Annotated in this window: 24 protein-coding genes; 23 read left to right on the top strand and 1 reads right to left on the bottom strand. The window is 50.4% G+C overall.

Annotated elements, in window-relative coordinates:
- Positions 1-13: 13 nt before the first annotated feature.
- The 11 genes from hisG (at position 14) to trxB (ending at position 10507) form a co-directional block, all read left to right on the top strand.
- Entirely contained in the window at positions 14-661 is a 648-nt protein-coding gene (gene hisG, locus ACOZB4_RS30295; protein WP_076326133.1) for an ATP phosphoribosyltransferase, read from the top strand.
- 122 nt (positions 662-783) lie between these two features.
- Positions 784-2067 (top strand): histidinol dehydrogenase, encoded by a 1284-nt coding sequence (hisD, locus tag ACOZB4_RS30290; RefSeq protein ID WP_379414510.1) that lies wholly within the window; start codon positions 784-786, stop codon positions 2065-2067.
- 61 nt (positions 2068-2128) lie between these two features.
- Positions 2129-2734 carry an imidazoleglycerol-phosphate dehydratase HisB gene (gene hisB, locus ACOZB4_RS30285; protein ID WP_076326198.1) on the top strand — a complete coding sequence of 202 codons (606 nt, stop codon included), beginning with the start codon at positions 2129-2131 and terminating at the stop codon, positions 2732-2734.
- Positions 2735-2737: 3 nt separating this feature from the next.
- Positions 2738-3346 carry an imidazole glycerol phosphate synthase subunit HisH gene (gene hisH, locus ACOZB4_RS30280; RefSeq protein WP_076326134.1) on the top strand — a complete coding sequence of 203 codons (609 nt, stop codon included), beginning with the start codon at positions 2738-2740 and terminating at the stop codon, positions 3344-3346.
- 42 nt (positions 3347-3388) lie between these two features.
- Entirely contained in the window at positions 3389-4120 is a 732-nt protein-coding gene (gene hisA, locus ACOZB4_RS30275) for a 1-(5-phosphoribosyl)-5-[(5-phosphoribosylamino)methylideneamino]imidazole-4-carboxamide isomerase (protein ID WP_379414511.1), read from the top strand.
- Positions 4121-4187: 67 nt separating this feature from the next.
- Positions 4188-4946 (top strand): imidazole glycerol phosphate synthase subunit HisF, encoded by a 759-nt coding sequence (hisF, locus tag ACOZB4_RS30270; protein ID WP_379414462.1) that lies wholly within the window; start codon positions 4188-4190, stop codon positions 4944-4946.
- A complete protein-coding gene (gene hisIE / locus ACOZB4_RS30265) occupies positions 4943-5644 on the top strand; it encodes a bifunctional phosphoribosyl-AMP cyclohydrolase/phosphoribosyl-ATP diphosphatase HisIE (RefSeq protein ID WP_379414463.1) in 702 nt (233 codons plus the stop codon). Before hisF ends, hisIE begins: the two co-directional genes overlap by 4 nt.
- Before the next feature lie 11 nt (positions 5645-5655).
- The gene (gene hisJ / locus ACOZB4_RS30260; RefSeq protein ID WP_379414464.1) at positions 5656-6495 is read left to right on the top strand and encodes a histidinol-phosphatase HisJ; all 840 of its coding nucleotides are present in this window, start codon (positions 5656-5658) and stop codon (positions 6493-6495) included.
- A gap of 170 nt (positions 6496-6665) precedes the next feature.
- Positions 6666-7616 (top strand): ribose-phosphate diphosphokinase, encoded by a 951-nt coding sequence (locus tag ACOZB4_RS30255; protein WP_076326139.1) that lies wholly within the window; start codon positions 6666-6668, stop codon positions 7614-7616.
- Positions 7617-7705: 89 nt separating this feature from the next.
- Complete coding sequence (locus ACOZB4_RS30250) at positions 7706-9442, top strand: tetratricopeptide repeat protein (protein ID WP_379414465.1); 1737 nt, start codon at positions 7706-7708, stop codon at positions 9440-9442.
- A 111-nt stretch (positions 9443-9553) separates the two neighbouring features.
- Positions 9554-10507 (top strand): thioredoxin-disulfide reductase, encoded by a 954-nt coding sequence (gene trxB / locus ACOZB4_RS30245; RefSeq protein ID WP_379414466.1) that lies wholly within the window; start codon positions 9554-9556, stop codon positions 10505-10507.
- A 281-nt stretch (positions 10508-10788) separates the two neighbouring features.
- Here trxB and ACOZB4_RS30240 read toward each other — a convergent pair whose 3' ends face one another.
- Positions 10789-11241 carry a GNAT family N-acetyltransferase gene (locus tag ACOZB4_RS30240; protein ID WP_379414467.1) on the bottom strand — a complete coding sequence of 151 codons (453 nt, stop codon included), beginning with the start codon at positions 11239-11241 and terminating at the stop codon, positions 10789-10791.
- A 181-nt stretch (positions 11242-11422) separates the two neighbouring features.
- On the opposite strand from ACOZB4_RS30240, the gene ACOZB4_RS30235 reads away from it, so the two are divergent.
- The 12 genes from ACOZB4_RS30235 to ACOZB4_RS30180 all read left to right on the top strand — a co-directional run bounded on the left by ACOZB4_RS30235 (position 11423) and on the right by ACOZB4_RS30180 (position 24862).
- Positions 11423-12241, top strand: coding sequence for a helix-turn-helix domain-containing protein (locus ACOZB4_RS30235; RefSeq protein ID WP_379414468.1), 819 nt, complete (start codon positions 11423-11425; stop codon positions 12239-12241).
- 116 nt (positions 12242-12357) lie between these two features.
- Positions 12358-12696 (top strand): DUF2642 domain-containing protein, encoded by a 339-nt coding sequence (locus tag ACOZB4_RS30230; RefSeq protein ID WP_379414469.1) that lies wholly within the window; start codon positions 12358-12360, stop codon positions 12694-12696.
- A 169-nt stretch (positions 12697-12865) separates the two neighbouring features.
- Positions 12866-13642, top strand: a complete 777-nt coding sequence (locus ACOZB4_RS30225) for an aminoglycoside 3'-phosphotransferase (protein ID WP_379414470.1) — start codon at positions 12866-12868, stop codon at positions 13640-13642.
- Between the two features lie 19 nt (positions 13643-13661).
- The gene (locus tag ACOZB4_RS30220) at positions 13662-14156 is read left to right on the top strand and encodes a GNAT family N-acetyltransferase (RefSeq protein ID WP_379414471.1); all 495 of its coding nucleotides are present in this window, start codon (positions 13662-13664) and stop codon (positions 14154-14156) included.
- Between the two features lie 43 nt (positions 14157-14199).
- Positions 14200-14751: a GNAT family N-acetyltransferase gene (locus ACOZB4_RS30215; protein WP_379414472.1), complete on the top strand. Its 552-nt coding sequence runs from the start codon at positions 14200-14202 to the stop codon at positions 14749-14751.
- Positions 14752-14987: 236 nt separating this feature from the next.
- The gene (locus tag ACOZB4_RS30210; RefSeq protein ID WP_076326148.1) at positions 14988-15896 is read left to right on the top strand and encodes a carbohydrate ABC transporter permease; all 909 of its coding nucleotides are present in this window, start codon (positions 14988-14990) and stop codon (positions 15894-15896) included.
- Positions 15897-15995: 99 nt separating this feature from the next.
- The gene (locus ACOZB4_RS30205) at positions 15996-16817 is read left to right on the top strand and encodes a carbohydrate ABC transporter permease (RefSeq protein WP_339269326.1); all 822 of its coding nucleotides are present in this window, start codon (positions 15996-15998) and stop codon (positions 16815-16817) included.
- Between the two features lie 130 nt (positions 16818-16947).
- Positions 16948-18309 carry an ABC transporter substrate-binding protein gene (locus ACOZB4_RS30200; RefSeq protein ID WP_379414473.1) on the top strand — a complete coding sequence of 454 codons (1362 nt, stop codon included), beginning with the start codon at positions 16948-16950 and terminating at the stop codon, positions 18307-18309.
- Positions 18310-18443: 134 nt separating this feature from the next.
- Entirely contained in the window at positions 18444-20243 is a 1800-nt protein-coding gene (locus tag ACOZB4_RS30195) for a sensor histidine kinase (RefSeq protein WP_379414474.1), read from the top strand.
- Positions 20212-21816 (top strand): response regulator transcription factor, encoded by a 1605-nt coding sequence (locus ACOZB4_RS30190; RefSeq protein ID WP_379414512.1) that lies wholly within the window; start codon positions 20212-20214, stop codon positions 21814-21816. Before ACOZB4_RS30195 ends, ACOZB4_RS30190 begins: the two co-directional genes overlap by 32 nt.
- A gap of 25 nt (positions 21817-21841) precedes the next feature.
- A complete protein-coding gene (locus ACOZB4_RS30185; RefSeq protein ID WP_379414475.1) occupies positions 21842-23707 on the top strand; it encodes a DUF2264 domain-containing protein in 1866 nt (621 codons plus the stop codon).
- Positions 23708-23737: 30 nt separating this feature from the next.
- The gene (locus tag ACOZB4_RS30180; protein ID WP_379414513.1) at positions 23738-24862 is read left to right on the top strand and encodes a glycoside hydrolase family 88 protein; all 1125 of its coding nucleotides are present in this window, start codon (positions 23738-23740) and stop codon (positions 24860-24862) included.
- The last annotated feature ends 36 nt before the right edge of the window (positions 24863-24898 follow it).

The following is a 24898-nucleotide window of genomic DNA, read 5'->3' as shown; positions in this document are numbered from 1 at the left end:
GGAGGAGTTGAACGTGGCGGAAACGTTGAAAGTAGCGATGCCCAAAGGGCGTATATATAAAAAAGCATCCGCGCTGTTTCGTTCAGCCGGACTTCCGATTCCCCTCGATGTGGATGAGACGCGCAAGCTGGTCATTCCCTTGCCGGAGGCAGGAATGGAATTTATTCTGGCGAAGCCGGTGGATGTGCCGACTTATGTGGAATACGGTGTCGCGGATATCGGAATCGTTGGCAAAGATGTGCTGATGGAAGAGAACAAAGACGTCTATGAGCTGCTCGATCTCGGTATTGCAAGGTGCCGGATGTCGGTTATCGGCTTACCGGACTGGAAGCCGGGCATACGTCAGCGGGTTGCCACCAAATATCCGAATGTAGCTTCGCAGTATTTCCGTGAACAAGGCCAGCAGGTTGAAGTTGTTAAGCTGAACGGTTCCATCGAGCTTGCACCGCTTATCGGCTTAGCCGACCGGATCGTGGATATGGTGGAAACGGGCCAAACACTCAAGGAGAACGGACTTATAGAGATGACCAGCATTTTTGAAATTACAAGTCGTCTGATTGCCAATCGCGTCAGCTATCGGATGAAGAATGATGAAATTCAGGCATTGTGTGATCGGCTGCAAATGGTCATTATGTCTGAGGGAGCGAATATACAGCGCTAAGAAACGAAGTATAAACAAAGATGAGCATGGATAGATCGGACATATGATTGTCGATTCGTAAGAAACGCTATGCATGTATGAGGTCAAATGTGATGCAAGCAGCGGGATTGGGGGAGATGAAGGTGAAGGTTGTATCAGCACGGGACTTTCAGCTGAAACGGGAAAATGATTATGGCACACCAGAGCAGAATGAAGTCGTGAAGGCGATTGTGCGGGATATTCGGTCTGAAGGAGATGTTGCCTTATTGCGGCATACCGAGCAATTGGACCGCGTCCGTCTTAAGGCAGATCAGCTTCGCGTAACGGATGAAGAGCTCCAGGAGGCTTATCATCATGTGGAGTCTTCGTTTGTGAAGGCGATTCAGGCCGCGGCGAATAATATTCGCGCTTTCCATGTGAAGCAGAAGCGTAATTCCTGGATGGATCTTCAAGCCGACGGCAGCATCTTGGGACAGATCATTCGTCCGTTGAAGCGCGTGGGTGTATATGTGCCCGGCGGGAAGGCAGCCTATCCTTCGTCCGTGCTGATGAACGTCATCCCGGCGCAGGTGGCAGGCGTGCCCGAGATTGTCATGGTCACCCCCCCGGCTACCGGCGGGAAGGATGGGATTAATCCCTATATCCTGGTCGCCGCAGCCGAGGCCGGCGTTACGGAGATCTACCGCGTAGGAGGAGCTCAGGCGATTGCGGCGTTGGCCTACGGTACGGAGAGCATCTCCCCCGTTGATAAAATCTGCGGTCCCGGCAATATTTACGTTGCGCTGGCCAAGCGAGAAGTGTACGGGGCGGTCAATATTGACAGCCTGGCCGGTCCGAGCGAGATTGCGGTATTGGCCGATGACAGCGCAGATGCTTCGTATATTGCGGCGGATTTGCTCTCCCAAGCAGAGCATGACGAGATGGCATCCGCCATTCTCGTGACGCCTTCACGCAAGCTGGGCGAGGTCGTTGCCACTGAAGTGCAGCGGCAGCTTGAACTTCTGCCGCGGCGTGACATCGCCCGCGCCTCCGTGGATACTTACGGCGCGGTGATCATCACGGAATCCCTTAGAGAAGGGATTGAAGTTATTAACCGTTTGGCGCCGGAGCATCTGGAAATCGTGACGGAGGAGCCGATGGCGATTGTGGGCCAGATCGAGAACGCGGGTGCGATCTTTCTCGGGCCATATAGCTCAGAGCCGGTAGGTGATTATTTTGCAGGACCGAATCATATCATCCCGACGAATGGGACGGCTCGGTTCGCATCGCCGGTTGATCTGGACGATTTCATTAAGAAATCAAGCTTGATCTACTACAGCAAGGAAGCCCTCCTGCGCGATGGCGAGCAGATTATGGAGCTGGCTCGGCGCGAAGGGCTTGAAGGCCATGCCCGGGCGATCGAGATTCGGCTTGAACAGGAGCGTTAAGCATCAAAGAGGAACATGAATGATTCGTTCATACTAGATACGTTTAGAGGAGGCAATCAACGTGAGCAGTTTGGATGCAGCAGCAAGATCAGCCGGCGTGAGCCGTAAAACCAATGAGACCGATATTGCCCTGGATTTCAATGTCGATGGAACCGGGATCTCGGAATTGGAAACCGATGTGCCGTTTCTGAATCATATGCTTGATTTGTTTACGAAGCATGGGCAATTTGATCTTCGCGTCAAGGCGAAGGGAGATATCGAGATCGATGACCACCACACGGTGGAGGATATCGGGATTTGCCTGGGGCAGACGTTCCGCGAGGCGCTGGGCGATAAAAAAGGGATTAAGCGGTACGCCAGCGTGTTTGTACCGATGGATGAGGCGCTTGCTCAAGTCGTTGTGGATATCAGTAACCGCCCGCATTTTGAGTATCGGGCCGAGTATCCTTCGCAGCAGGTAGGCTCTTTTGATACTGAGCTTGTCCATGAATTTCTGTGGAAGTTGGCGCTGGAGGCGCGGATCACGCTGCATGTCATCGTTCATTACGGACACAATACCCACCATATGGTTGAAGCGGTATTTAAGGCGCTCGGCCGTGCATTGGATGAGGCGACTACCGTGGATCCTCGGGTGACCGGCGTGCCATCCACGAAGGGAGTGCTCTAATCGATGGCGATTGCAATCGTGGATTACGGCATGGGCAATCTGCACAGCGTCAGCAAAGCAGTGGAGCGGCTTGGATATAAGCCGCTCGTCACCGGGGAGCGAGAGGAGATTCTGGCGGCGGATGGCATCATTCTGCCTGGGGTCGGCGCGTTCGGCGATGCCATGGAGCAGCTGCGCGAAACCTCGCTGGACTCGGTCATGAAGGAAGCAGCGGAATCGGGGAAGCCGCTGCTGGGGATTTGCCTCGGCATGCAGCTCCTGTTCAGCCGGAGCGAGGAGCATGGCAAGTTTGAAGGGCTGGATATTTTGCCCGGATCGGTTGTACGGTTTACGGGTGGTGACTACAAGGTGCCGCATATGGGCTGGAATTCATTGCAGTTCGAGAAGCGGGAGCATCCGCTGTTTGCGGGACTTGAGGAAGGTCATGTGTATTTTGTCCACTCGTATCATGTTCTTCCTGAGGTTCAGGCTGACTTGCTGGCGGTTACCGATTACGGTCAGCCAGTGACAGCCATCGTGGGCCGCGATTCGGTGTATGGCATGCAGTTCCATCCCGAGAAGAGCGGGGAGCTTGGGATGAGCCTGCTTCGCAATTTCTTGGCTTTAACGTAATGTAAGGTGATCAAATAGACCAGAAGGAAAGTGGGAATGGGGATGTCCTCTTTTATCATATATCCGGCGATCGATATTCGCGGCGGCAAATGCGTCAGACTCGTGCAAGGCGATTATAATCAAGAAACGGTATACAATGACAATCCGCTCGAGGTAGCCAAATCGTGGGAAGAGCAGGGCGGTGCCTTTATTCATCTCGTGGATTTGGACGGCGCGAAGGCAGGCCATCCGGTGAATGACGATATCATCGGGAAGATCGCAGCAAGCGTTCAGGTTCCGGTTCAGGTAGGCGGAGGTTTGCGCACGCTGGTGGATGTGGAGCGGCTGCTGTCGCTTGGCGTCAGCCGGGTTATCATCGGTACGGCAGCGATTGAAGATCGTGTCTTTACGGAAGAGGTGCTGGGCAAGTACGGGGATAAGGTGGCCATCGGGATCGACGCGCGCAACGGATACGTCGCAACTAGGGGCTGGCTGGAAACGTCGGAAGTTCAAGCCGAGGTGTTGGCTAAGGAGCTGGCAGCCAAAGGAGCGGAAACCTTCATCTTCACCGATATTTCCCGGGACGGGATGATGCAGGGGCCTAATGTGGAGGCAATTGTCTCGCTGGCGAAAGCCAGCGGCCGCTCGGTCATCGCTTCGGGCGGCATGACGAAGCTGGACGATTTGCTGGCGCTCAGCGCGCACAGCGGCGAAGGTGTAGGCGGAGCGATCGTAGGCAAGGCGCTGTATACAGGCAATATTGACTTGAACGAGGCAATTACGAGAATCAAATAGGTCTGACATAGGGTCCGTTCAAATAAGCGGTTGATCGATAGAGTTCATAGGGGAAGAGGGAAAAGGCATGCTGGCAAAACGGATCATACCTTGCCTGGACGTGAAGGACGGCCGGGTGGTGAAGGGTGTAAATTTTGTGAATCTCCGCGATGCGGGCGATCCTGTGGAATTGGCGGCACTCTATGACCGGGAAGGCGCAGACGAGTTAGTCTTTCTGGATATTTCAGCATCGGTCGAAGGCCGGGCGACGATGGAGGAAGTCGTGCGGAAAACGGCAGGGGAAATTGCCATCCCTTTTACCGTGGGTGGAGGCATTTCGTCCGTTGAGGACATGAAGCGGATTCTGCGGGCAGGCGCGGATAAGATCGGGATGAATACGGCAGCGGTCAAGCAGCCGGAGCTGATCTCAGCCGGGGCACGCAAATTCGGCTCCCAATGCATCGTTGTGGCCATCGATGCCAAGTACAACCAAGCGTGGGGGGAATGGGAAGTATACACGCACGGCGGACGTACGCCTTCCGGCATCAAAGCGCTGGATTGGGTGAAGCAGGCGGAAAGCCTGGGTGCAGGCGAGATTCTGTTGACCAGCATGGATGCGGACGGAACGAAGGATGGGTTCGATCTATCACTTACCTCTGCCGTATCTTCAATGGTGCAGATCCCGGTCATCGCGTCCGGCGGTGCTGGCAAAGAGGATCACTTCTATGACGTGTTTACCACAGGCAAGGCGGATGCGGGTCTTGCCGCAACGATTTTCCATTATAAAGAAATCTCGATTCCTCATCTGAAGTTGCATCTTAGTCAAAAAGGAGTGGATATACGGTGAGCGAAGATATGTTGAAGGATTTATCCCTGGAGCAGGTCAGCGAGCATATCCGTTGGGATGCCTCGGGCCTGGTGCCGGCGATTGTACAGGATGCGCAGAGCAAGCAGGTGCTGATGATGGCTTATATGAATCGGGAGTCTCTTCGCTTGACGCTGGAAAGCGGCGAAACTTGGTTCTGGAGCCGTTCGCGCGAGGAGCTGTGGCATAAGGGGGCAACTTCCGGGAACGTCCAGACGGTCGTATCCATGACGTACGACTGTGATGGAGACACCCTCTTGCTGCTGGTGGATCCGAAGGGACCTGCTTGTCATACCGGACAAACAACCTGCTTCTACAATGAGATTACGGTTCAGGGGCAGAAGAGCGGGACTGCGAATAACCGTGCAGCTGCAGAGGGCGGGCGGTTTGCGGTTCTTGCTGAGCTGGAAGAAGTCATTGCCCAGCGTGAAGTGGAGCGGCCTGAAGGGGCTTATACGACTTACCTCTTTGATAAAGGGGTAGACAAAATCCTGAAGAAGGTGGGCGAAGAAGCTTCGGAAACGATCATCGCCGCCAAAAATAAAGACAACGCCGAACTTAAGCTTGAAATCAGCGATCTGATCTATCACCTACTGGTACTTCTCCAGGAGCGCAAGCTCCCACTGGATGAGATCATGGATGAGCTGAGTCGCCGCCACGAACGGCCACGCCGCGATTAGGAGGTCTACCGATGCATATTGATTACCATACCCACCATGCCCGGTGCGGACATGCCGAGGGGCAGCTGGAGGAGTATGTACGGCGCGCCATTGAACTCGGGATGGATCAATTGGGCTTGTCGGATCATATGCCTTTGATTCACGTCAACCCGGAAACCTATTATCCGGAAATGGCCATGCCGATGGACGAGCTGCCGCGTTACGTGGAAGAGTGCCTGCAGCTGAAGGAACGCTACAAAGGACAGATTGACATTCGGATCGGTCTCGAAGGCGATTATATCGAGGGATACGAAGAACAGATTGAGCGGATTGTGAAGGGCTATCCGTGGGATTATGTTATCGGCTCCGTACACTTTCTGGGTGAGTGGGATATTACGGATTACCGTCAGACCCAAGGCTGGGAGGGCAAGGATCCGCTTGAGGTTTATCAGCAATATTATGATGCAGTGCAGAAAGCCGCCGCGACCGGCTTCTATGATATCATGGGCCATCTGGACGTGATCAAGCGGTTCGGTTATGGACCAGGCCCCGAACAGAAGCCGGACGTGATCGCTCTGGAACAAGCCGCGCTTGCGGCTGTGGCCCAAAGCGGGAAAGCCATGGAGCTGAATGCCTCCGGTTTATCGAAGGCCTGTGAGGAAATGTTTCCGAGCCGCCGCATGCTGGAGGAAGCGATTAAGCTTGGCGTTCCGTTGACTTTAGGGTCGGATGCCCATCAGCCGATGAAGCTGGGCGAGCATCTGGACCATGCCAGAACACTGCTATCGGAGCTTGGCGTTCGGGAGATCGCGACCTTCCGTAACCGGAAGCGGGAGATGGTGCTTTTGAATGTTGAGGGAAACAATGTATAATAAAGATAAGCACTAATTGCAAACAGGTTTATTGCAGACGGCTGTTTTCTACTTCTAGAGCCCCTTCTTCGAAGAGGTTGATGGAGGCGGGAACGGCCTGATTTGACGATAACGCTTTCAACGAGATCGTTGCATCAGCCATTATCAACCACTCTCGTCAGGAGGTCCTCATGTATCGTTCATTACGATTGTTCGCCGGAACTTCCAATCCGGCGCTTGCTGCAAATATCAGTAAGCAGTTGGGAGTTGAACCGGGAAAGATCAAGATTTCCCGCTTTCAGAGTGGCGAAGTTTATGTGCACTTTGAAGAGAGCATCCGCAATTGCGATGTTTTTCTGCTGCAGTCCTTTTCTCACCCTATCAATGAAATGTTCGTAGAGCTGCTGGTGATGATTGATGCCGCGAAGCGTGCTTCCGCCAGAACGATCAATATCATTGTTCCTTATTACGGTTATGCCAGACAGGAACGAAAGGCAGCACCGCGTGAGCCGATTTCGGCCAAAATGGTAGCCGATGTGCTGACCACAGCCGGGGCCAACCGCGTGATTACGATTGATCTGCATGCCCCTGCTATTCAGGGTTTCTTCAATATACCGGTGGATCATCTGACTGCGCTCGATCTGATTACGGAATATTTGAAGACCAAGAAAATTGAGAACCCGGTCATCGTATCCCCCGATGCCGGGCGGGCGAAGACAGCCGAGAAACTTGCGAGCCGCCTAGGATCGCCGTTTGCAATGATGATCAAGCAGCGTCCTGCCCATAACGAAGCCGTTATCACCCATGTCATTGGGGACGTGGCGGGGCGTACGCCGATTATTATCGAGGACTTGATTGATACAGGAACCACCATCGTGCAAGTGGTCGAAGGTCTGAAGGAACGGGGAGCTAATGATGCCATTGTTTGTGCAACCCATGGACTCTTCTCCGGTGAAGCACTAAGCCGTCTGGACCATGCTCATATCGAGGAAATCGTGGTCACAGACTCCATCGTGCTCCCGGATCATCACTGCAAGATGCGGCTTAAGGTGTTGTCTGTTGCGCCCATGTTGGCCCAGGCAACCCACATTATTACCGAGGGCGGCTCGATCGCCACTTTATTCAAAGACGCCGGTGTGTAAACTGGTGTCTTTTTTCTGCAAATGACGTTGAAACTTGTGTTATACTGTTGTGGATAGAGGAGCAAGTTAAAGGAGGTGCCTTGCTTTTCGTGAATGGTTATCCATATGGGTCAAGTGACCCCCACAATGTTATATCTATCGAGATGAATGCCAATTTCTTCTTCGATCGCGCGGTTCGTTCGCTTGATCGTTTCCAATATGACAGGGCTCTGAAATATTTTCGCAAAGCTGTTGAATATGAACCGGATAATCCGGTGAATCATTGCAATATGGCGGGTATATTATCAGAGACGGGAGATTATAAAGCTTCCAACGATGTGCTGGCTCACATTTTGGAGCAGGTTGACCCGTTGATGACGGAGTGCTACTTCTACATGGCGAACAATTACGCCAATATGGAACAGTTCGAGCAGGCGGAAGAAGCGCTTGTTACTTATCTGGAGGAAGACCCCAGTGGTCAGTTTCTGGATGAGGCCGAGGAGATGATGGAGCTGCTTCATTATGAGCTGAATCGTCCTGCCAAGCTGAACCGGATCAAGAGTCGTGAAGGCGTGGTCGAGCATGAGCATGCCCGGGCACTGCTTGAGGAAGGGAAATTCGCACAAGCGGTCAAGCTGTTGGAGGAAATCGTCAAGGATTATCCGGATTTTCTGGCTGCGCGCAACAATCTGGCTTTGGCCTATTATTATATGGGGCGCTTTGATACTGCGAAGCGTACCATTGGCGAGGTGTTGGATCAGGAACCAGGCAATCTGCACGGTTTATGCAATCTGGCTATCTTCTTTCAGCATGAAGGAAATCAGGAGCAGCGTGACCGATTGATGGACATGCTAACGGTGACGGTTCCTTTTCATCAGGAGCATGTGTTTAAGCTGGCGACAACGATGGGAATACTGGGGCAGCACGAAATTGCCTACGGTCATTTTCGCCGGTTGTTGAAGGAAGAGGAGTTTAGCGGAGATCCTAGTCTGTATCATTATACGGCCGTTGCGGCATGCAACAGCGGTTATTATGACAGGGCCGAGAAATATTGGCGGCAAGCATTGAAGCTGGACGGAGATTCGGTGATTCCGAATTTCTATCTGGCGCAGCTGCAGAAGCGTAAAGAGACCGGTACGGACCAGATGAAGGTGAGTTACCACTATCACCTCCCGTTTGAAGAGCAGTTCAAACGCTGGGAGCATGACGGCGACAAATTGACGGAGGAAGCGAAACAGAATCCGCTGATTCGTTCTTCGTTCTTCTGGGCGCTCCGGCATGGCGATCCCCACACCAAGCTGCAGGTGATCCGGACGCTGGAATTGATTGCCGATGAAGAGGTGCAGCATGCGTTGCAATCGTTCCTACAGGAACCGGGAGAGGATGCGGAGCTGAAAGATGCCGCCCGCCTGGTACTCCAGCAGATGGAGGCCGCAAGCAATCGGCTGAAGGAACGCCGCGACGATCGCGATCTATCCAGTAGCAAGACCCGTGAGGTGCTGCCGGATTGGCTCCCTTCCTGGAAGGCGGTGCTGGAGAAGGCAGAGCAGACCATGGACATGCGGATAGACCCTTCTTGGAAAAAAGAGATGGAGAATCTCTGGTCCGAGTTCCTGAGCCGGCTGTACCCTGATATTCCGAACATTCGGAATGTGGAGGGCTGGGCAGCGGCATTGGAATATCTGACGGCCAAGAAGCGTGGACGAACCCTAACCTATGAACAGGTGGCTGTCCGTTACGGTATTTCGCCATCAACGGTGAGTCGTTACGCACGTCAAATGGATAGCGTATGTGAAACGAAGGCACAGCCGGATGATAATTTCCGGCCATTTACGGAAAACATTTAAGTAAGAACCCATATTCGGATACTTAGGAGACCTTGGTACATGAAGATTCCATAAGTCCTGAATAGGATGTAACACGTAACAGAAATCGACACCTTAAAGGAGGCCGTATCTATGTACAAATCAATCGTAATCGGAACAGGACCTGCCGGATTGACGGCAGCCATCTACTTGGCACGCGCGAACTTGAAGCCGCTCGTTATCGAGGGAATGCAGCCGGGCGGTCAGCTTACGACAACGACGGAGGTTGAGAACTTCCCTGGATTTCCGCAAGGGATCATGGGTCCCGAGCTGATGGATAATATGCGTCAACAAGCGGAGCGCTTCGGTGCAGAGTTCAAGAGTGCCTGGGTCGAGTCCGTTGATTTCTCCGAGCGTCCGTTCAAGGTGAATGTCGAGGGCATGGGCGAGCTTCTGGCTGAGTCCGTTATTATATCGACGGGAGCTTCCGCGAAGTATCTCGGAATTCCGGGAGAGCAGGAGAACGTTGGTCGCGGCGTAAGTACATGCGCCACATGCGACGGGTTCTTCTTCCGCGGGAAAAAGATCATTGTCATCGGCGGCGGCGACTCCGCGATGGAGGAAGCCAGCTTCTTGACGCGTTTTGCTTCCAGCGTAACGGTAGTGAACCGCCGGACCGAGCTGCGTGCATCCAAGATCATGCAGGATCGTGCACGTGAGAATGAGAAGATCCAGTGGGCTCTGGACCGTACGCCGGTTGAGGTGGTTACCAGCGAAACCGGTGTTAAAGGCCTGAAGGTCCGCAACAACGAGACCGGAGAAGACGAACTGATTGAAGCGGAAGGCGTATTCGTGGCTATCGGCCATACACCGAACACAGGCTTCCTTGGCAATCAGATTACGACCGATCCGACTGGTTACATCCTGGTTAAACCGGGTACGACGGAGACAAACATTTCGGGCGTATTCGCTTGCGGCGATGTCCAGGATACCCGTTACCGCCAAGCTATTACGGCTGCAGGCACAGGCTGTATGGCCGCTATGGACTGCGAGAAATATCTCGAGGGCCATATGGTGCATGACTGGAGCGAAACGCTGAATAAATAATCCCTGATTTTTTGAGGGATGATATGTAAAATAGAAAAAGCCTCTGAGCTATACGGCTGACGGTTTTGCGAGACTATCTCGTAAAAACCTGTGCTTGTGTAGCCCGGGGCTTTTTTGCTGAGGTTACAGGCTCAATGTCTTGTTGGCATTATTCACATCATTCTCTAGCAGCTGCTTCAAATTGTAAGACGGATACAGACCGCGTACATACACGAAATAGAAGATCTCCCCATGCAGCTCTCAACGGATGGAGGAAGGGTGCATCTGTCCAGCCCCGAGCCCTACAAATCTTGCGTCAACCGCACCATGTCGCGCAGTCGCATGCCGTTCTCATAGATTTCCTCATCATAATGGCGGACAAAAAAGTCCCGATCGATGCTTGTCATCCGAAAGCCGCATTTCTGATACAGCGCCAGCTGCGCCACGCCAGTGCTTCCTGTGCCCACTTCAATTGTTGCATATCCGAGTTCCCGTGCCTGCCCGATGGCATGATTCACAAGCTGTTTGCCATAGCCCTGGCCGTGCAGATTCTCGCTTACCGCAACGTTAACCAGCTCGATCGTATCGGGCCTTGTAGGCAGCAGGACGTAGACCCCGATCTGATGCGAGTCCTCTTCAGCCACATAGCAATGACCGCGCTTTACATAGTCATCAACCAGCCTTAACGATGGATCCGCAAGCAGCAGCAGGTCCATAGGGGGTTTTTCATGAGTATTCAGCTTTCTAATGTTCACGAGCGTTCTCCTTATATCTATAGTGATTTTAAAACAGGTTTATTGTAACATGCCTGGGCACGGAACTCCTGGATTTGGATGATTTCAACTGACGGTTGAATTCTTCCGGGATTCAAAAACCAGGTTATTGTATGCCTTACGTAACGCCCCTACAATGAGGTTAAATAGGAGAGTGATCCATATGAGAGACATGTTAGCCAAAAATATTAATCGTTACCGCAAGGAACGGGGGCTCACCCAGGAGGGATTGGCTCACAAACTGGGCGTTACCTTCCAGGCGGTATCCAAATGGGAAACGGGACAGACCATGCCCGATATCGCACTGCTTCCGGAGCTGTCCCGGCTGCTGAACGTCAGCATCGATAAGTTGTTTGGTTATTCTGGGGCGGGCAAGCCGATCAGCATATATGAAGAGGAGTACAAAACACCGGAGTACTATTGGGGCACGGAGCCGAACGCGGCCTGTTACCAGGTGCTTGAAATGATCCCGCCCACAAGAAGGGTAAAGCTGCTGGATATCGGGTGCGGGGAAGGGAAGGATGCCGTGTTTTTTGCCCGTAACGGCTATGAGGTCACAGCATTCGACATATCGGATGCGGGGATCGAGAAAACGAAGCGATTGGCTGATAACATCGGAGTACACGTGAACGTATTCAAGGCGGATATTTCGGACTACCGTCTGGACTCGGAGTTTGACGTGTTGTATTCCAGCGGCGTTCTGCATTATATCAGACCCGAGTATCGTGAAGAAATCTTTACTAATTATAAAAAATTCACGTCGGCAGAGGGATTTCATTGCCTTAATGTGTTCGTACAAAAGCCGTTCATAACGCCTCCTCCCGAGGATGAGCCGTACGCTTACGACTGGAAATCCGGAGAGCTTATGATGTATTATCACGATTGGTTGATTCACAGCTGCCCGGAGGTTATTTTTGATTGCAATTCGTCAGGTATACCGCACCGGCATGCGATGAGTAAGTTGATTGCACAGAAGGCGTAATGGAAAGTTAGGCGGTTTTCTTACTTTTTCGTATAAATATGAGGATAGTTAACATAGCGGCTCCTTCTCGGACATACATAAGGGTGTAGGATTAATATTGGCATGGGAGGTCTTTCATGAACAGCCCTAACAATTTTGGTTATCCAGCGCCGCCTGCAGGTTATGCACCGGGTTACTATGCCTATCCCCCGCCCCAACCTATACCGCCGTATTACGCGCCGCGTACCCCGGCAATTCCGCAGCCAGCTCACTACGCAACGTTGGTTGAACCGGTATTTATTGAGTATCTGCTCCGGCATAAAGGAGCCAAGGTAGTCATCGTGACTACCGCGGGGAAAGTCGATGGGATCTTGTCCGCAGTTGCGGTGGACCATCTCCAATTGACGGTTGGGGATAATAAGGTACTGCACATTCGTCTGGCTGAGGTGGTGTACTTCGAGGGAGTTCCGTTCTGATAAACAGGTGAGCAAAAATAGTTTAAACGAAAAATTACCGGCTGGAAGGGAAGGATTAGGCCGATGAATCGCCAATTCATAAAGTACAGATCCGAAGGCGTTCCGATGGGGACGTCTTTATTCTATTGAACTGAGGCCGACCGATTGAACGGGTCGGTGTGGAGGAACGATGAAAAAAGTACGCATTCCATTCGACATAAAGACGCTGCCTGTTAGCTTGCAGCCCTATATCCAGACAGCTACCGTCTATGACAGCAGCTCCTCGGAACAGGCTAAAACCCTGTACATCGAGGGAGCGAACCAACCGATGTTTTTAAAGATAACGAAACGGGATGAACTTAAGAGAGAAGGATTGATGTCGGATTATTTACACGGAAAAGGCCTGGCTCCTAAGGTGCTGGCCTATGAGCAGCAAGGCGATAACGATTACCTGCTGACCGTCGCCCTGCAAGGGGATGATGGGGTGTCCGGGGGACATCTGGAAGATCCGAAGAGACTGGCTGCTGTGTTCGGGGAGAGTTTGCGTTATCTCCATTCTATATCTGCTGCCGATTGTCCCTTTCCGAATCGAACAGCTGAACTTGTCCAGGAGTATCAGGAAGGCATCATGAACAAAATGGGAGATATCAAAGGGTTTCCGGGCGGAAGAGAACAGGCTCTATTAAGCCTGGAGAAGCTGCAGGGAACGGAGGACCATGATGTGCTGCTTCACGGCGATTATTGTCTGCCGAATCTGATTATGAGGAATTTCCAGCTTGAAGGTTTTATCGATCTGGGTTATGGCGGGATCGGAGACCTTCATTACGACCTCTATTGGGGAATTTGGACGCTTCGATATAACCTGGGAAGCGATGACTACCAGGATATTTTTCTCGACCATTACGGCCGGAACGATTTTGATCCGGAGAGATTGGCGTTATGGACCGCATTGACGGATAGTATCTAGGGTGGGAAGGAAGATGCACATGAATTCATACCATATTCGAGTCGCTGGCCGGGAGGATGAATCCTTTTTGCGGGAGATGCTGTATGAGTCTCTGTATGTGCCCGAGGGAGAGGAGCCTTTTAGCCGAGACATACTCGAAGAGCCGTTCATGAAAAAATACGTGGACGACTGGGGGCGAGCGGGCGATTTAGGCTATATTGCCGTGAATGCCACAGGGAAGCCGATAGGCTCGATTACGATCCGTCATTTTGATGAAGAGAACAAAGGGTTCGGTTATGTGAGTGAGGACATTCCCGAGCTGGGCATGGCGCTGCTGCCGGAATCCCGCAGGCAAGGGCTTGGAACGGCCCTGATGAAGGAATTGTTCAGAGGAATGAAGGAGCAGGGGATTCAGAAGGTATCGTTAAGCGTCGCTCCCGAGAACACGGCCGCTATGAAATTATATGAGCGTTTCGGATTTCAAGAGGTAGGTGTGAGCGGAACATCTATCACGATGGTTGCGGATGTAATCTGAAACACGAGAATTGGGGATTTAATAAGGAAGATGGGGGATCACGATGCTGGTGTACGAGGCTGGACCGATTACGGTTCGCGAACTGGAGGAGAAAGATGAATTATCTTTAGTTTCTTGGTTGTCGAATCCGGATGTGCTGCAGTATTACGAGGGACGGGATAATCCTCATGACGTGGAGCGGGTGCGGGAGCATTTCTATGTGGATGATGATGAGACCCGCTGTATTATTGAGTATGAGGGGAAACCGATCGGGTATATCCAGTTTTATCTTTTGGATGAGGAGACGTTAGGCGAGTATGGGTATAACGGGAGTGATGCAGACTGCAGAACATTTGCCACGGATCAATTTATCGGGGAGCCGGATTATTGGAATCGAGGCATCGGTACGAGGCTCGTGACTTCCATGGTGGAGTATCTCGTGTTTCAGAGGCAGGCTGACCGGATCGTGATGGACCCGCAGGCTTGGAATGAACGGGCGATTGCTTGTTACGAGAAGTGCGGCTTTCGGAAGATCAGGCTGCTGGAGAAGCATGAACAGCATGAAGGAGAACTGCGAGACTGCTGGATTATTGAATATCGGGCGGAGCGAAATTAGCGAAATTAAATACATTTGGACATAGAGGGATGGGCCAGCGTGGCTCATCCTTTTTTGTTCCGCGCAAACGCACAAAAAGTAAAATTCGTTCCAAAATGCACATTTCTCTTTCTTATAAGCGGCAGGCGACTTTTTTACAATGGAGGTATCCAGATTCTATGTTCAACAGCATCGGTCTCAAATAGAGATACAAGTGAAATGTGGTGCTAAGCAAAAATGCCCAGGAGGAGAGACGTATGAAACGAACAAACAAATCTGCCCATCTTAGCATGGCAGCGAAGGAGCAAATTGCCGGATATTTATTTGTTGCTCCTTTAATGCTTGGGCTGTTTATTTTGACATTAATCCCTGTCATTGGGTCTTTGCTGCTAAGTTTCACGAATTGGAACTTCGTAGCCGGGATGGGCGCAATCAAATTTGCAGGACTGAGTAATTTTGTCACTCTATTCAAGGACAGTGCGTTTATGCAAAGTTTGGTTAACAATCTGGTCTTCATTATTACCGTTCCTGTTACCATGATTTTGGCCTTGGTACTTTCGGTACTGATTGACCGGCAGGTCTATCTTAAGGGTGCTTTTAAGGTTATTTACTTTCTTCCCTATATTTCAAGCATTGTTGCTGTCGCCATGGTGTGGCAGGTTCTATTCCACCCATCTCTTGGCCCGGTGAATAAGTCGCTGATGTCCCTGGGTATAGATAATCCGCCGAAATGGCTTGCGGATATCGATTTTGCGCTGCCGTCCCTGATGATGATCCAGGTGTGGATCCTATTAGGGTACAACATCATCATCTATATTGCCGGATTACAGTCCATCCCAAGAGACCTGTATGAAGCTGCCGAGATTGATGGAGCCAATGCATGGGTGAAATTCCGCAGTATTACGCTGCCGTGCATATCGCCGACCACCTTTTTCTTATTAGTGACCGGGATCATCGGCACCTTCAAGATTTTTGATCTGATCCAAGTTCTAACACAGGGCGGACCGGCTAATTCGACAACTGTCATCGTATATGAATTATACGATACAGCCTTCAATCAGCTGAAGACAGGTTATGCCTCCAGTATGGCTTTGATCCTGTTCCTGATCTGTCTGCTGATCACGGGTGCACAGATGCTAGCTCAGAAGAAGTGGGTCAACTATTAGAGGTTGTTCAAAAAGTCATCCTTTGATCACGAAGCAGCACATGAAGCTTAATCGACATCGAATATTGAATTTAGCCGGGCATGAGAGGAGAGGTATCCCATGAAATTAAATATATCCAAATTGATTTGGACGATCGTTATGGCCTTCATCGGTATTCTGTTTATTCTTCCGTTTGTATGGATGTTGTCAACCTCCTTTAAACCGGAGATGGATGTGTTCAAATTTCCGATTGAATGGATTCCGAAAAATTGGAATGCCGTAGAGAACTACCAAACGGTATGGAGCGGACAGTTCGTACGTTATTATTGGAACTCCATTTATATCACGATCGCTACGACCGTCATTAATGTGTTTGTATGCGCACTTGCAGCCTATGGCTTCTCCAAGCTGCGTTTTCGCGGCAGAGATGCCATGTTTGTGCTTGTTCTGGCTTTGTACATGGTTCCGCCGCAGGCTTCGCTGGTACCGCAGTTCTTATTGTTCAATTGGATGAATCTGATTGATACCCATGCGGGTCTGATCCTGTTGAACAGCTTCAGTATTATTGGAGCATTCATGTTGAAACAATTTTTCATGGGCGTAAACAATGAATATATCGAGTCCGGCAAAATGGATGGGGCGGGTCACTTCCGAACCTTCTGGCAGATTGCTCTTCCGCTTATCCGTCCGGGTGTCGCTACTTATGCGATTCTCCGGTTCATCTGGACATGGAACGACTATCAGTATCCATTAATTTTCTTGAAGTCCAAAGATCTGTTTACGATCCAGCTCGGCATCCGACTCTTTGGGGACCAATACGGGGATGTATACTCCCTCATGATGGCTGGCGCCGTATCGGCCATATTGCCTTTGCTTATCATTTTTGCGATTGGTCAGAAGCAGGTTATCGAGGGCATTTCGCTTGGCGGAGTCAAGGGCTGATAAAAAGTCAAAATAGTTTGGCTTCCGTAAAAATAGGGAACTACGCTAAAAGATCGATCATGATAGGATGATTTTGTAAGCACTTACTTCTATGAATAACGGGAAGCAGTTACTTTCGAGGAGGGTCAATATGAAAATCAAGAGATTATCGGCGATGTTGTTAAGCTTATCCTTTGCGCTTATTGTTTCGGCTTGCGGAGGTGGAGGCAGCACGACGTCTGATTCGGCCGCTCAAGGCAGCGCGGACTCAGGCAAGGAAGCAGCACCTGATCAAATTGTGTTGAAACTAAGCACGTGGCAGACAGATGCAAAAGCGCAATGGAGCAAGATTATACCCGAGTTTGAGAAGAAGTATCCAAACATTAAGGTGGAGCTGGATCTCCTGAACGAGAAGGGCGATTCGCTGGCATCCATGCAAAAACTGGACCTGATGGCCGCTTCAAATGACCGGTTGGATATCGTCGAGCTTCCTTATACGAATTATTCGCAGCGGGCAGACATCGGACTTTTTGAACCGCTCGAGAGCTACATAGAACAAGATGGCTACCAATACGATGATGAATACTTGGTGGATACCAGAGTCAACGGCAAAATTTACGCACTGCCATCCTCCATGCAGCGCTGGTTCGTCATTATGAACAAAGCGATGTTGGAGGAAGCGGGCCTGCCGATCCCAACGGACTGGACATGGAAAGAGTTTGAGGATTACGCGAAGAAGCTGACCAAGGGGGACGGTGTCGAGAAACGATATGGCGCTTACCTGCACAATTGGCCGGATTACTTCCAGCTGCAATTGATGAGCAAGCCATCTGATAATACGTTTCTTAAAGGCGATGGAACATCCAATGCCAAGGACCCACTGCTGAAAGCTAATCTGGAAATGATGAAGCGAATGATGTATGAGGATAAAAGTGCGAACCCGTACGAAGATATTATTTCTCAAAAGCTGGCTTACCGTAATCAATATTTCAACGGGCTTGCTGCTATGCTCCCTATGGGCGATTGGATGGTGGCGGAGTCTGGGGGAACGGACGCCATTCCGGCTACCTTCGAAACCGTATTTGCACCTCTGCCTAAACTGGAAGGGGAAAGCAAACAATACTCCCCGGTACAACCGACATATATGGCAGTGGCAGCAAAATCCGAAAATAAGGAGGCCGCTTATCAATTCGTCAGATGGTATACGTCCGAAGGTCTCGAAATCGGGGGAAGAGTATTCTCCGGCTGGGCCAAATCGGATACGGATAAGCTGATCGATACAATTGTAGGCTCCTCGAAAGATCCATCGAAGATCGATGTGGAGTCACTGAAATATACGATTAATAACACGGTGCCAGGATCAGCTCCGGTGCCTGTAAAATATGCCGAGGAAGCAAAGAATGTTGTGATTCCTGAAGCGGAGCTGTATATTCTGAATAAGCATGATCTGGACAAAACGATCGACAGCATCGATCAGAAGATTACCGAGGTTGTAAATAGTAATAAAAATTAGGCTGAGTTCGCAAGAACGTGATATGCCTAATGCATGAACAGGATACGAGGATGGTTAAGGGGAAAACTCAGGTTTTCCCTATTCCAATTCATTAAGATTTGAGGACTGCATCTGTGATGATTCCCAAATTTTCATTGCGAAAAAAATTAATCTGGTCAGCACTGCTATGTTTTCTGCTTCCCCTGGGCGGAATATATTGGGTTACCAATTATTTAACCAAGGATCTTCTGCTGGATAGGGCCATTGTGAGCTCTGAGGATGCACTAAAAGCGGTTCAATCCGATGTGAATAGCGTTCTGGATCAAACATTGGAGCTGTCCAACATGGTGCTGACGAACTCGGAGATCAGACAGCAAATTATGTCCAGGCAGAAGCAGGGCACGCAGGAATACAAGAATGAGATCCTTGTAAACTACAGCCGCTTGATCCGGCTGCTCGATGAGCTCTTTAGACAGCATGACGATTATTATGTCACCATCCTTGGAAAGAACGATTTTACATATACCAATTATTCTCACAACGACTTTAATCCGGCCATCTTATACAAGCAGCCGTGGTTTGCGGAGCTAAACCAAATTCCCTCGTTCTCAACCTATTGGGTGGGATTGCAGGACAATTATTTTCATACTGCTGACAAGGATGGTTCTTATCTGGTTACGATCGGGCGACCGATAAGAACCTCCTCCAACAGCATCATCGGTTATGTCATCATCAGCGTGAATGAACGTAAAATCCGCAACCATCTTCAGAGCGGCTCTAATTCAGACCAGGACATGATGCTGTTGGATGAGGAGGGCGTGGTCATCTCTCACTCCGATCCGTCCCTAATCGGAAGCAGAATGACCTGGTGGAATCAGGATGAACGTGCAAGAACGATTGAAATGGACGGCCGGGAATATGTATACGCCGAACAGTCCATTCGCCCGAATACTTGGAATCTGGTCAGCTTAATCCCGTTATCATCGGCCGTCTCCAAGTATAAACAGATTTTATTAATCAGTTTTGGGCTGCAGGTGCTTTTCTTTACCTTATTTTGTATCCTTCTGATGGTGTTGATTTCGGCATTTACGAAGCCGATGAGGGAACTGAGCGGCTTCATAACCCGCATTGGCCGAGGGCAGCTGGATATCCGCTCGGGGATACGCGGCAACAACGAGGTGACTCAGCTCGCACGGACGATTGATCATATGCTGGACAGAATCGAATCCAATATTGAGCAAATTACCGTGGAACAGGCCAAGAAGCGAAAGGCCGAGCTGGAGATGCTGCAGGCTCAGATCAACCCGCACTTTATGTTCAATCTTCTGAATTCCATCCGGCTTAACATACTGATCGAAGGGGATAAAGAGAACGCCGAATTGATTGCTTCCTTGTCTTCCCTGCTGCGCATGACGATTAACCGCGATAACGAATTTATTCCACTTCATGAAGAGGTGCAGACGGTTCATCACTATATCCGGCTCATGAATTTCCGGCATGCCAACCAGGTGAGACTAGAGGTGAATTACGAGGCAGGCTGCGAGCAAGCGTTAGTTCCGCGCTTCATGATTCAACCAATAATTGAAAACGCTATTATTCATGGCTATGAGCAGTTTGCCGGAGTCATCTTCATTGAGGCGGTCCATATCACTGAAAAAGGAGCTAACGACATCAGCATCACGGTCCGTGACAACGGGATCGGTATGAGTGAGGCTGCGCTTCAAGAGCTGCGTACCAATGTGGACTCGGTTCAGGGAGCAGCAGCACCTGCCAAAAAGGGATTTTCCGGCATTGGTGTCAAGAATGTATTTCAGCGCCTTCGTCTGATCTACGGAACGAACGCCCAACTGGAGATTTACAGTGAGCAGGACATTGGAACAAACATCACGTTAAAGTTTCCATTCGAGGTGGAGAGAGGTGAGCATGGTGTTGACAGCGATTCTGGTGGACGATGATTATCCTGTTGTACGCTATTTGTCACAAAGCATTGCGTGGAGAGAGCTGGGTGTTGAATTGATTGGTTGTTACTCGAACGGCTTGGAGGCTTGGGAGGATGCACAGCTTAAGCAGCCTGACATTATTATTACGGATATCGGAATGCCCAAGATGAATGGCCTGGAGATGCTTGAAAAGTTCAACTCAGTGAATCCCTTGTTTCGAGCTGTCATTTTATCCTGTCATAACGAGTTCCAGTATGCGCAACAAGCTATGAAGCTGAAAGTGAGTGATTATATTCTAAAAGAGAGTTTGGATGTAGAGCAGCTGCAGCAGCTGCTGCATAACATCGCCGTTGATCTGAGCAAGGAGAAGCACAAAGCGGCAGAAGTGATGATGTATATGCAGAAGGAATCGCTCAATCGGTCCGCGCTAAAAGATCAATTGCTGAAGGATACCCTGTACCAGTTATCCTGGACAAAGGAAGCATGGATTAAGCATGCCCGGTTAAATGGTGTCGACCTTCAGGCCAGATATTACTTGCCTTTCGTTGTTTCTATCGACCGCATGCCCGAAGTTTCAAAGACCCGCAAAATGAACGATTATACGATTGCATTCGCGGTCGAAAATGTGCTGCAGGAAGTGCTCGATTCAATGCACCGCAGCGTTATTTTTCATTACAGCAACAAAGAACTGGTTGTTTTCATCTGTTGCGAGGACCCTGTTAAGGAACAGCAGATACTCTACTATTCCCTGCAGCGGGCGATAACGGCCATGAAACAATATTTGAAAATATCAGTTACCTGCCTATTGGGACGGGAAGCCGCAGCACCTGAAGAGCTTCGGCTTATATTAATGCCCATGCTCAAGGAATGGAGCCATCGCTTCTATCTGGAGGAATCCAGCATCTGCCGGTACGAGAAGGCGTCCTTCACCAGCGGAGATATGTATGGAGAGTATGCCGTATTCTTCTCGCGGATCAATGACATGCTGGCCTTGAATCGGACTGAGCACGTAGAGGAGATTGTAAAGGAATGGGCGGCATGGGTGGAGACAAACCGGTTCCCTCCTGCAGATGTGAAAGAATGGGTGCTGCAGCTGCTCATGGATTTACAGATGAAAACGAAAGTGACATTACAGGTTCAGGACAGCATAACCGAAGAGAAGCTGTATGACGCGATCAACGATATTCATTCCATGGAGCATCTGCGGAGCTGGATCATGGCATATCTGACGGAGCTCTCCCGCAGATTAAGCGTATTATCCATCCGCTCTAAGCGTTCTGAGATCATCCAGGCACAGAAATATGTGATTCAGCACGTGACCGAGAAATTGACGCTTGAAGAGATGGCCGGTTATTTAAATTTGAACTCAAGCTATTTCAGTCGCTTGTTTAAACGTGAAACGAACCAGAATTTTATCGAGTATGTCAATATGGTCAAACTCCAGAAGGCGAAGCAGCTGCTTCAACAGTCTAATAAGACTGTCGAGGAGATATCGGACTATCTGGGTTATGCCAACAAGAGCTATTTTATCAAATTGTTCAAGCGGGAAATTGGCATGACGCCGAGCGAGTTTACGTCTTGGAGTTAATAATCGATAGGAGGAGAGTGAGATCATGGAACAGATACAAGGATCGCTACAAGGCCTTCCACTTCGCACCAAAGCTGATCTGCAGAAGGCCGTCCTGGACACGCTGGAGCCTTTGAAGCAGCGATTCACGTCGGGATATGCTGGACTAACGCTTGGATCTACAGCAGCCCTATATAATGACGCCATTGCAGTTATGGAGGCTTTTGCCAGACCCTTATGGGGATTAATTCCTCATGCCAGTGGAGGCGGCGAATCGGATTTATGGCCCCTGTATCTGAAAGGCATCGTGAATGGTACGGACCCGAAGCATGCCGAATATTGGGGAGAATTTACGACACAGGATCAGCGTATGGTCGAGCAGGCGGTATTCGGATTTGGACTGGCGCTTGCTCCGCATAAGCTGTGGGAGCCATTGCAGGAGCAGGAGAAGCAGCAGCTGTACCGGTGGCTCAATCAGATCAATCTCGTGGATCATTCCAATCCGAACAATTGGCTGATGTTTACGGTGCTTGTAAATATGGGCTTCAAGAAGGTGGGCATGCCTTACAATCAAGCCATTATGGATGAGTATCTCGATATGATCGATACTTACTATTTAGGCGATGGATGGTATTCGGACGGCAAGACAGATCAGCGGGATTATTATATTCCGTTTGGGATGCACTTCTATACGCTGATCTACGCGAAGCTGATGGAGCAGGATGATCCTGAGCGTGCACGGATTTATAGGGAGCGGGCGAAGGCGTTTGCCGAGCAATTCATTTATTGGTTCGCCGAGGATGGAAGCAGTCTGCCCTTTGGTCGAAGCCAAACCTATCGCTTCGCGCAGGTCTCCTTCTGGTGCGCGCTCGTATACGCTGGCGTGGAGCCCTTCTCCCTTGGCGTAATCAAAGGAATCATTATGAGGCATTTGCGGTGGTGGTTCGCCCAGCCTATCTTTACGTCAGATGGCTTGCTAAGTATCGGATACGCGTACCCCAATTTGATCATGGGGGAGAGCTACAATGCGCCGGGATCACCATACTGGGCGTTTAAGTCATTTCTCATATTGGATTTGCCGGATGATCATCCGTTCTGGATGGTGGAAGAGGAACCCCTGCCAAGCTTGAAATCAGTGTCAGCCCAGCCTCATGCCAGAATGTTGATTTGCAAACCGGAGGATGATGGACATATAACAGCTCTGGCTTCTGGTCAGATGGCTAACTTTGATATGGCGCACAGTGCAGCCAAATATGCAAAATTCGCCTATTCTACGCGATTTGGTTTCAGTGTTCCCAAAGGGTATTATGGCCTCGGACAGGGGGCTTACGATTCGATGCTTGCTCTAAGCGAATGCGATGAGCATTATCGTGTACGCCGCTTTTGCGAGGAGTTCCGCATCGAAGAACAGCATGTTTACTCCAGATGGCTTCCTTGGCATGATGTCGAAGTGCGGACATGGCTGGTTCCTGCCGGACTGTGGCATGTACGGATTCACCATATTCGTTCCAGCCGCTGTCTGACTGCGGCTGAGGGCGGATTTGCCGTGGGAAGGATGACCAATTTTGCCCTCAGCGAGACCGAAGCGGTCAAAGCGGAACCTGAGCGGGTGGCTGCGATGATGCCGGGCGGAATCAGTGGAATCGTCAATGTGCAAGGATACGGCGGTGCGGTCATGGTTTACCCGGAAGCCAATACCAACCTGCTTAAGCCAAGAACAATGATTCCAACGCTAACCGTCCAGCTGGAGCCGGGCGAACATGTTTTGATATCAGCCGTATACGGAGCTTCAAACCGCGAGGAGAATCGGAGGCGCTACGACCTCCCTCCGATTGTAGAGTACACACTCGAAGGAAACATCGTGGTCACGAATGCCCAGAACGGAAGCGTCCTTTTTCGTTTGGACATATAGCACAAGAACAGGAGTAAGGGGAGGATGAACATGTGGAAGGGTGCAATTGAGGATGCCATTCAGAAAATCAAGCAAAACATTAGGAGGCATCCGGGGAAATTGCCGCACATTATCGAGGGCCAGCGATACGAGTGGGGCGATAATAACGACTGGATCGAAGGATTCTATGTAGGGATGATGTGGCTTGCATACGAGTATGGGCACTATCCCTACTATAAGGAGGCGGCCGAGTCTTATTTGACCAATTTCAAAGATCGGCTGGATCGGCACGTGGCATTGGATCATCATGACATCGGCTTTCTATATTCACTGTCTGCGGCAGCGCAGTGGCGTGTAACGGAGAGCGAAACTGCTCGTACGACGGCACTCCAGGCGGCGGACACCTTGCTGGCACGGTGGCGCCCCCAAATGGAAATCATACAGGCATGGGGGGCAGCGAATGATCCGGAGAACGGGGGAAGGATCATCATCGATTGTCTGCTGAATCTCCCGCTATTATTTTGGGCTCATGAGCAGACAGGGGAAACAAAGTATTATGATGTTGCCATGAAGCATGCCTTGCAGAGCCAGAAATTTCTGGTGCGTGGAGACGGATCCTCCTACCATACGTTTTATTTTGACGTTAACAATGGAAACGCACTTCGGGGCGGTACCCATCAAGGGTACCAAGACGGATCGACCTGGACACGTGGTCAGGCTTGGGGGATATACGGTTTTGCACTGGCTTACAGATATACGAAGCATGAGGCATTTTTGGATACGGCCAAGCGTCTTGCCCGATATTTTATCGAACGTTTGGCTGAGGATGGGGTTGTCTATTGGGACTTCGATGTGCCAATTGATGAGGGCACACCGCGCGACAGCTCGGCATCGGCTATCGCAGCGTGCGGATTGCTGGAGCTTCTGGAGCTTATCGAAGACCATGATTCGGACAGGACACTGTTCGAGGATGCTTTGAACCGCAGCATGAGTGCATTGGTGGAGCATTATTCTACGATGGACCTGCCGGATGCGGAGGGGTTGTTGAAGCACGGATCCTATCATGTCAGGGGGGACCGGGCACCGGATGATTATATGATCTGGGGAGATTATTTTTATTTGGAGGCGCTGGTCCGGCTTGAACGAGGAATTAAAGGCTATTGGTACGAATCTTAAAGCGAAATATGTAACGGGTATAGACCTCTGTCGGCG

This window comes from Paenibacillus sp. NPDC058898 (assembly GCF_049316025.1).
Lineage (GTDB): Bacteria > Bacillota > Bacilli > Paenibacillales > Paenibacillaceae > Paenibacillus_AQ.
This window is presented reverse-complemented; position numbering and strand designations above follow the sequence as displayed.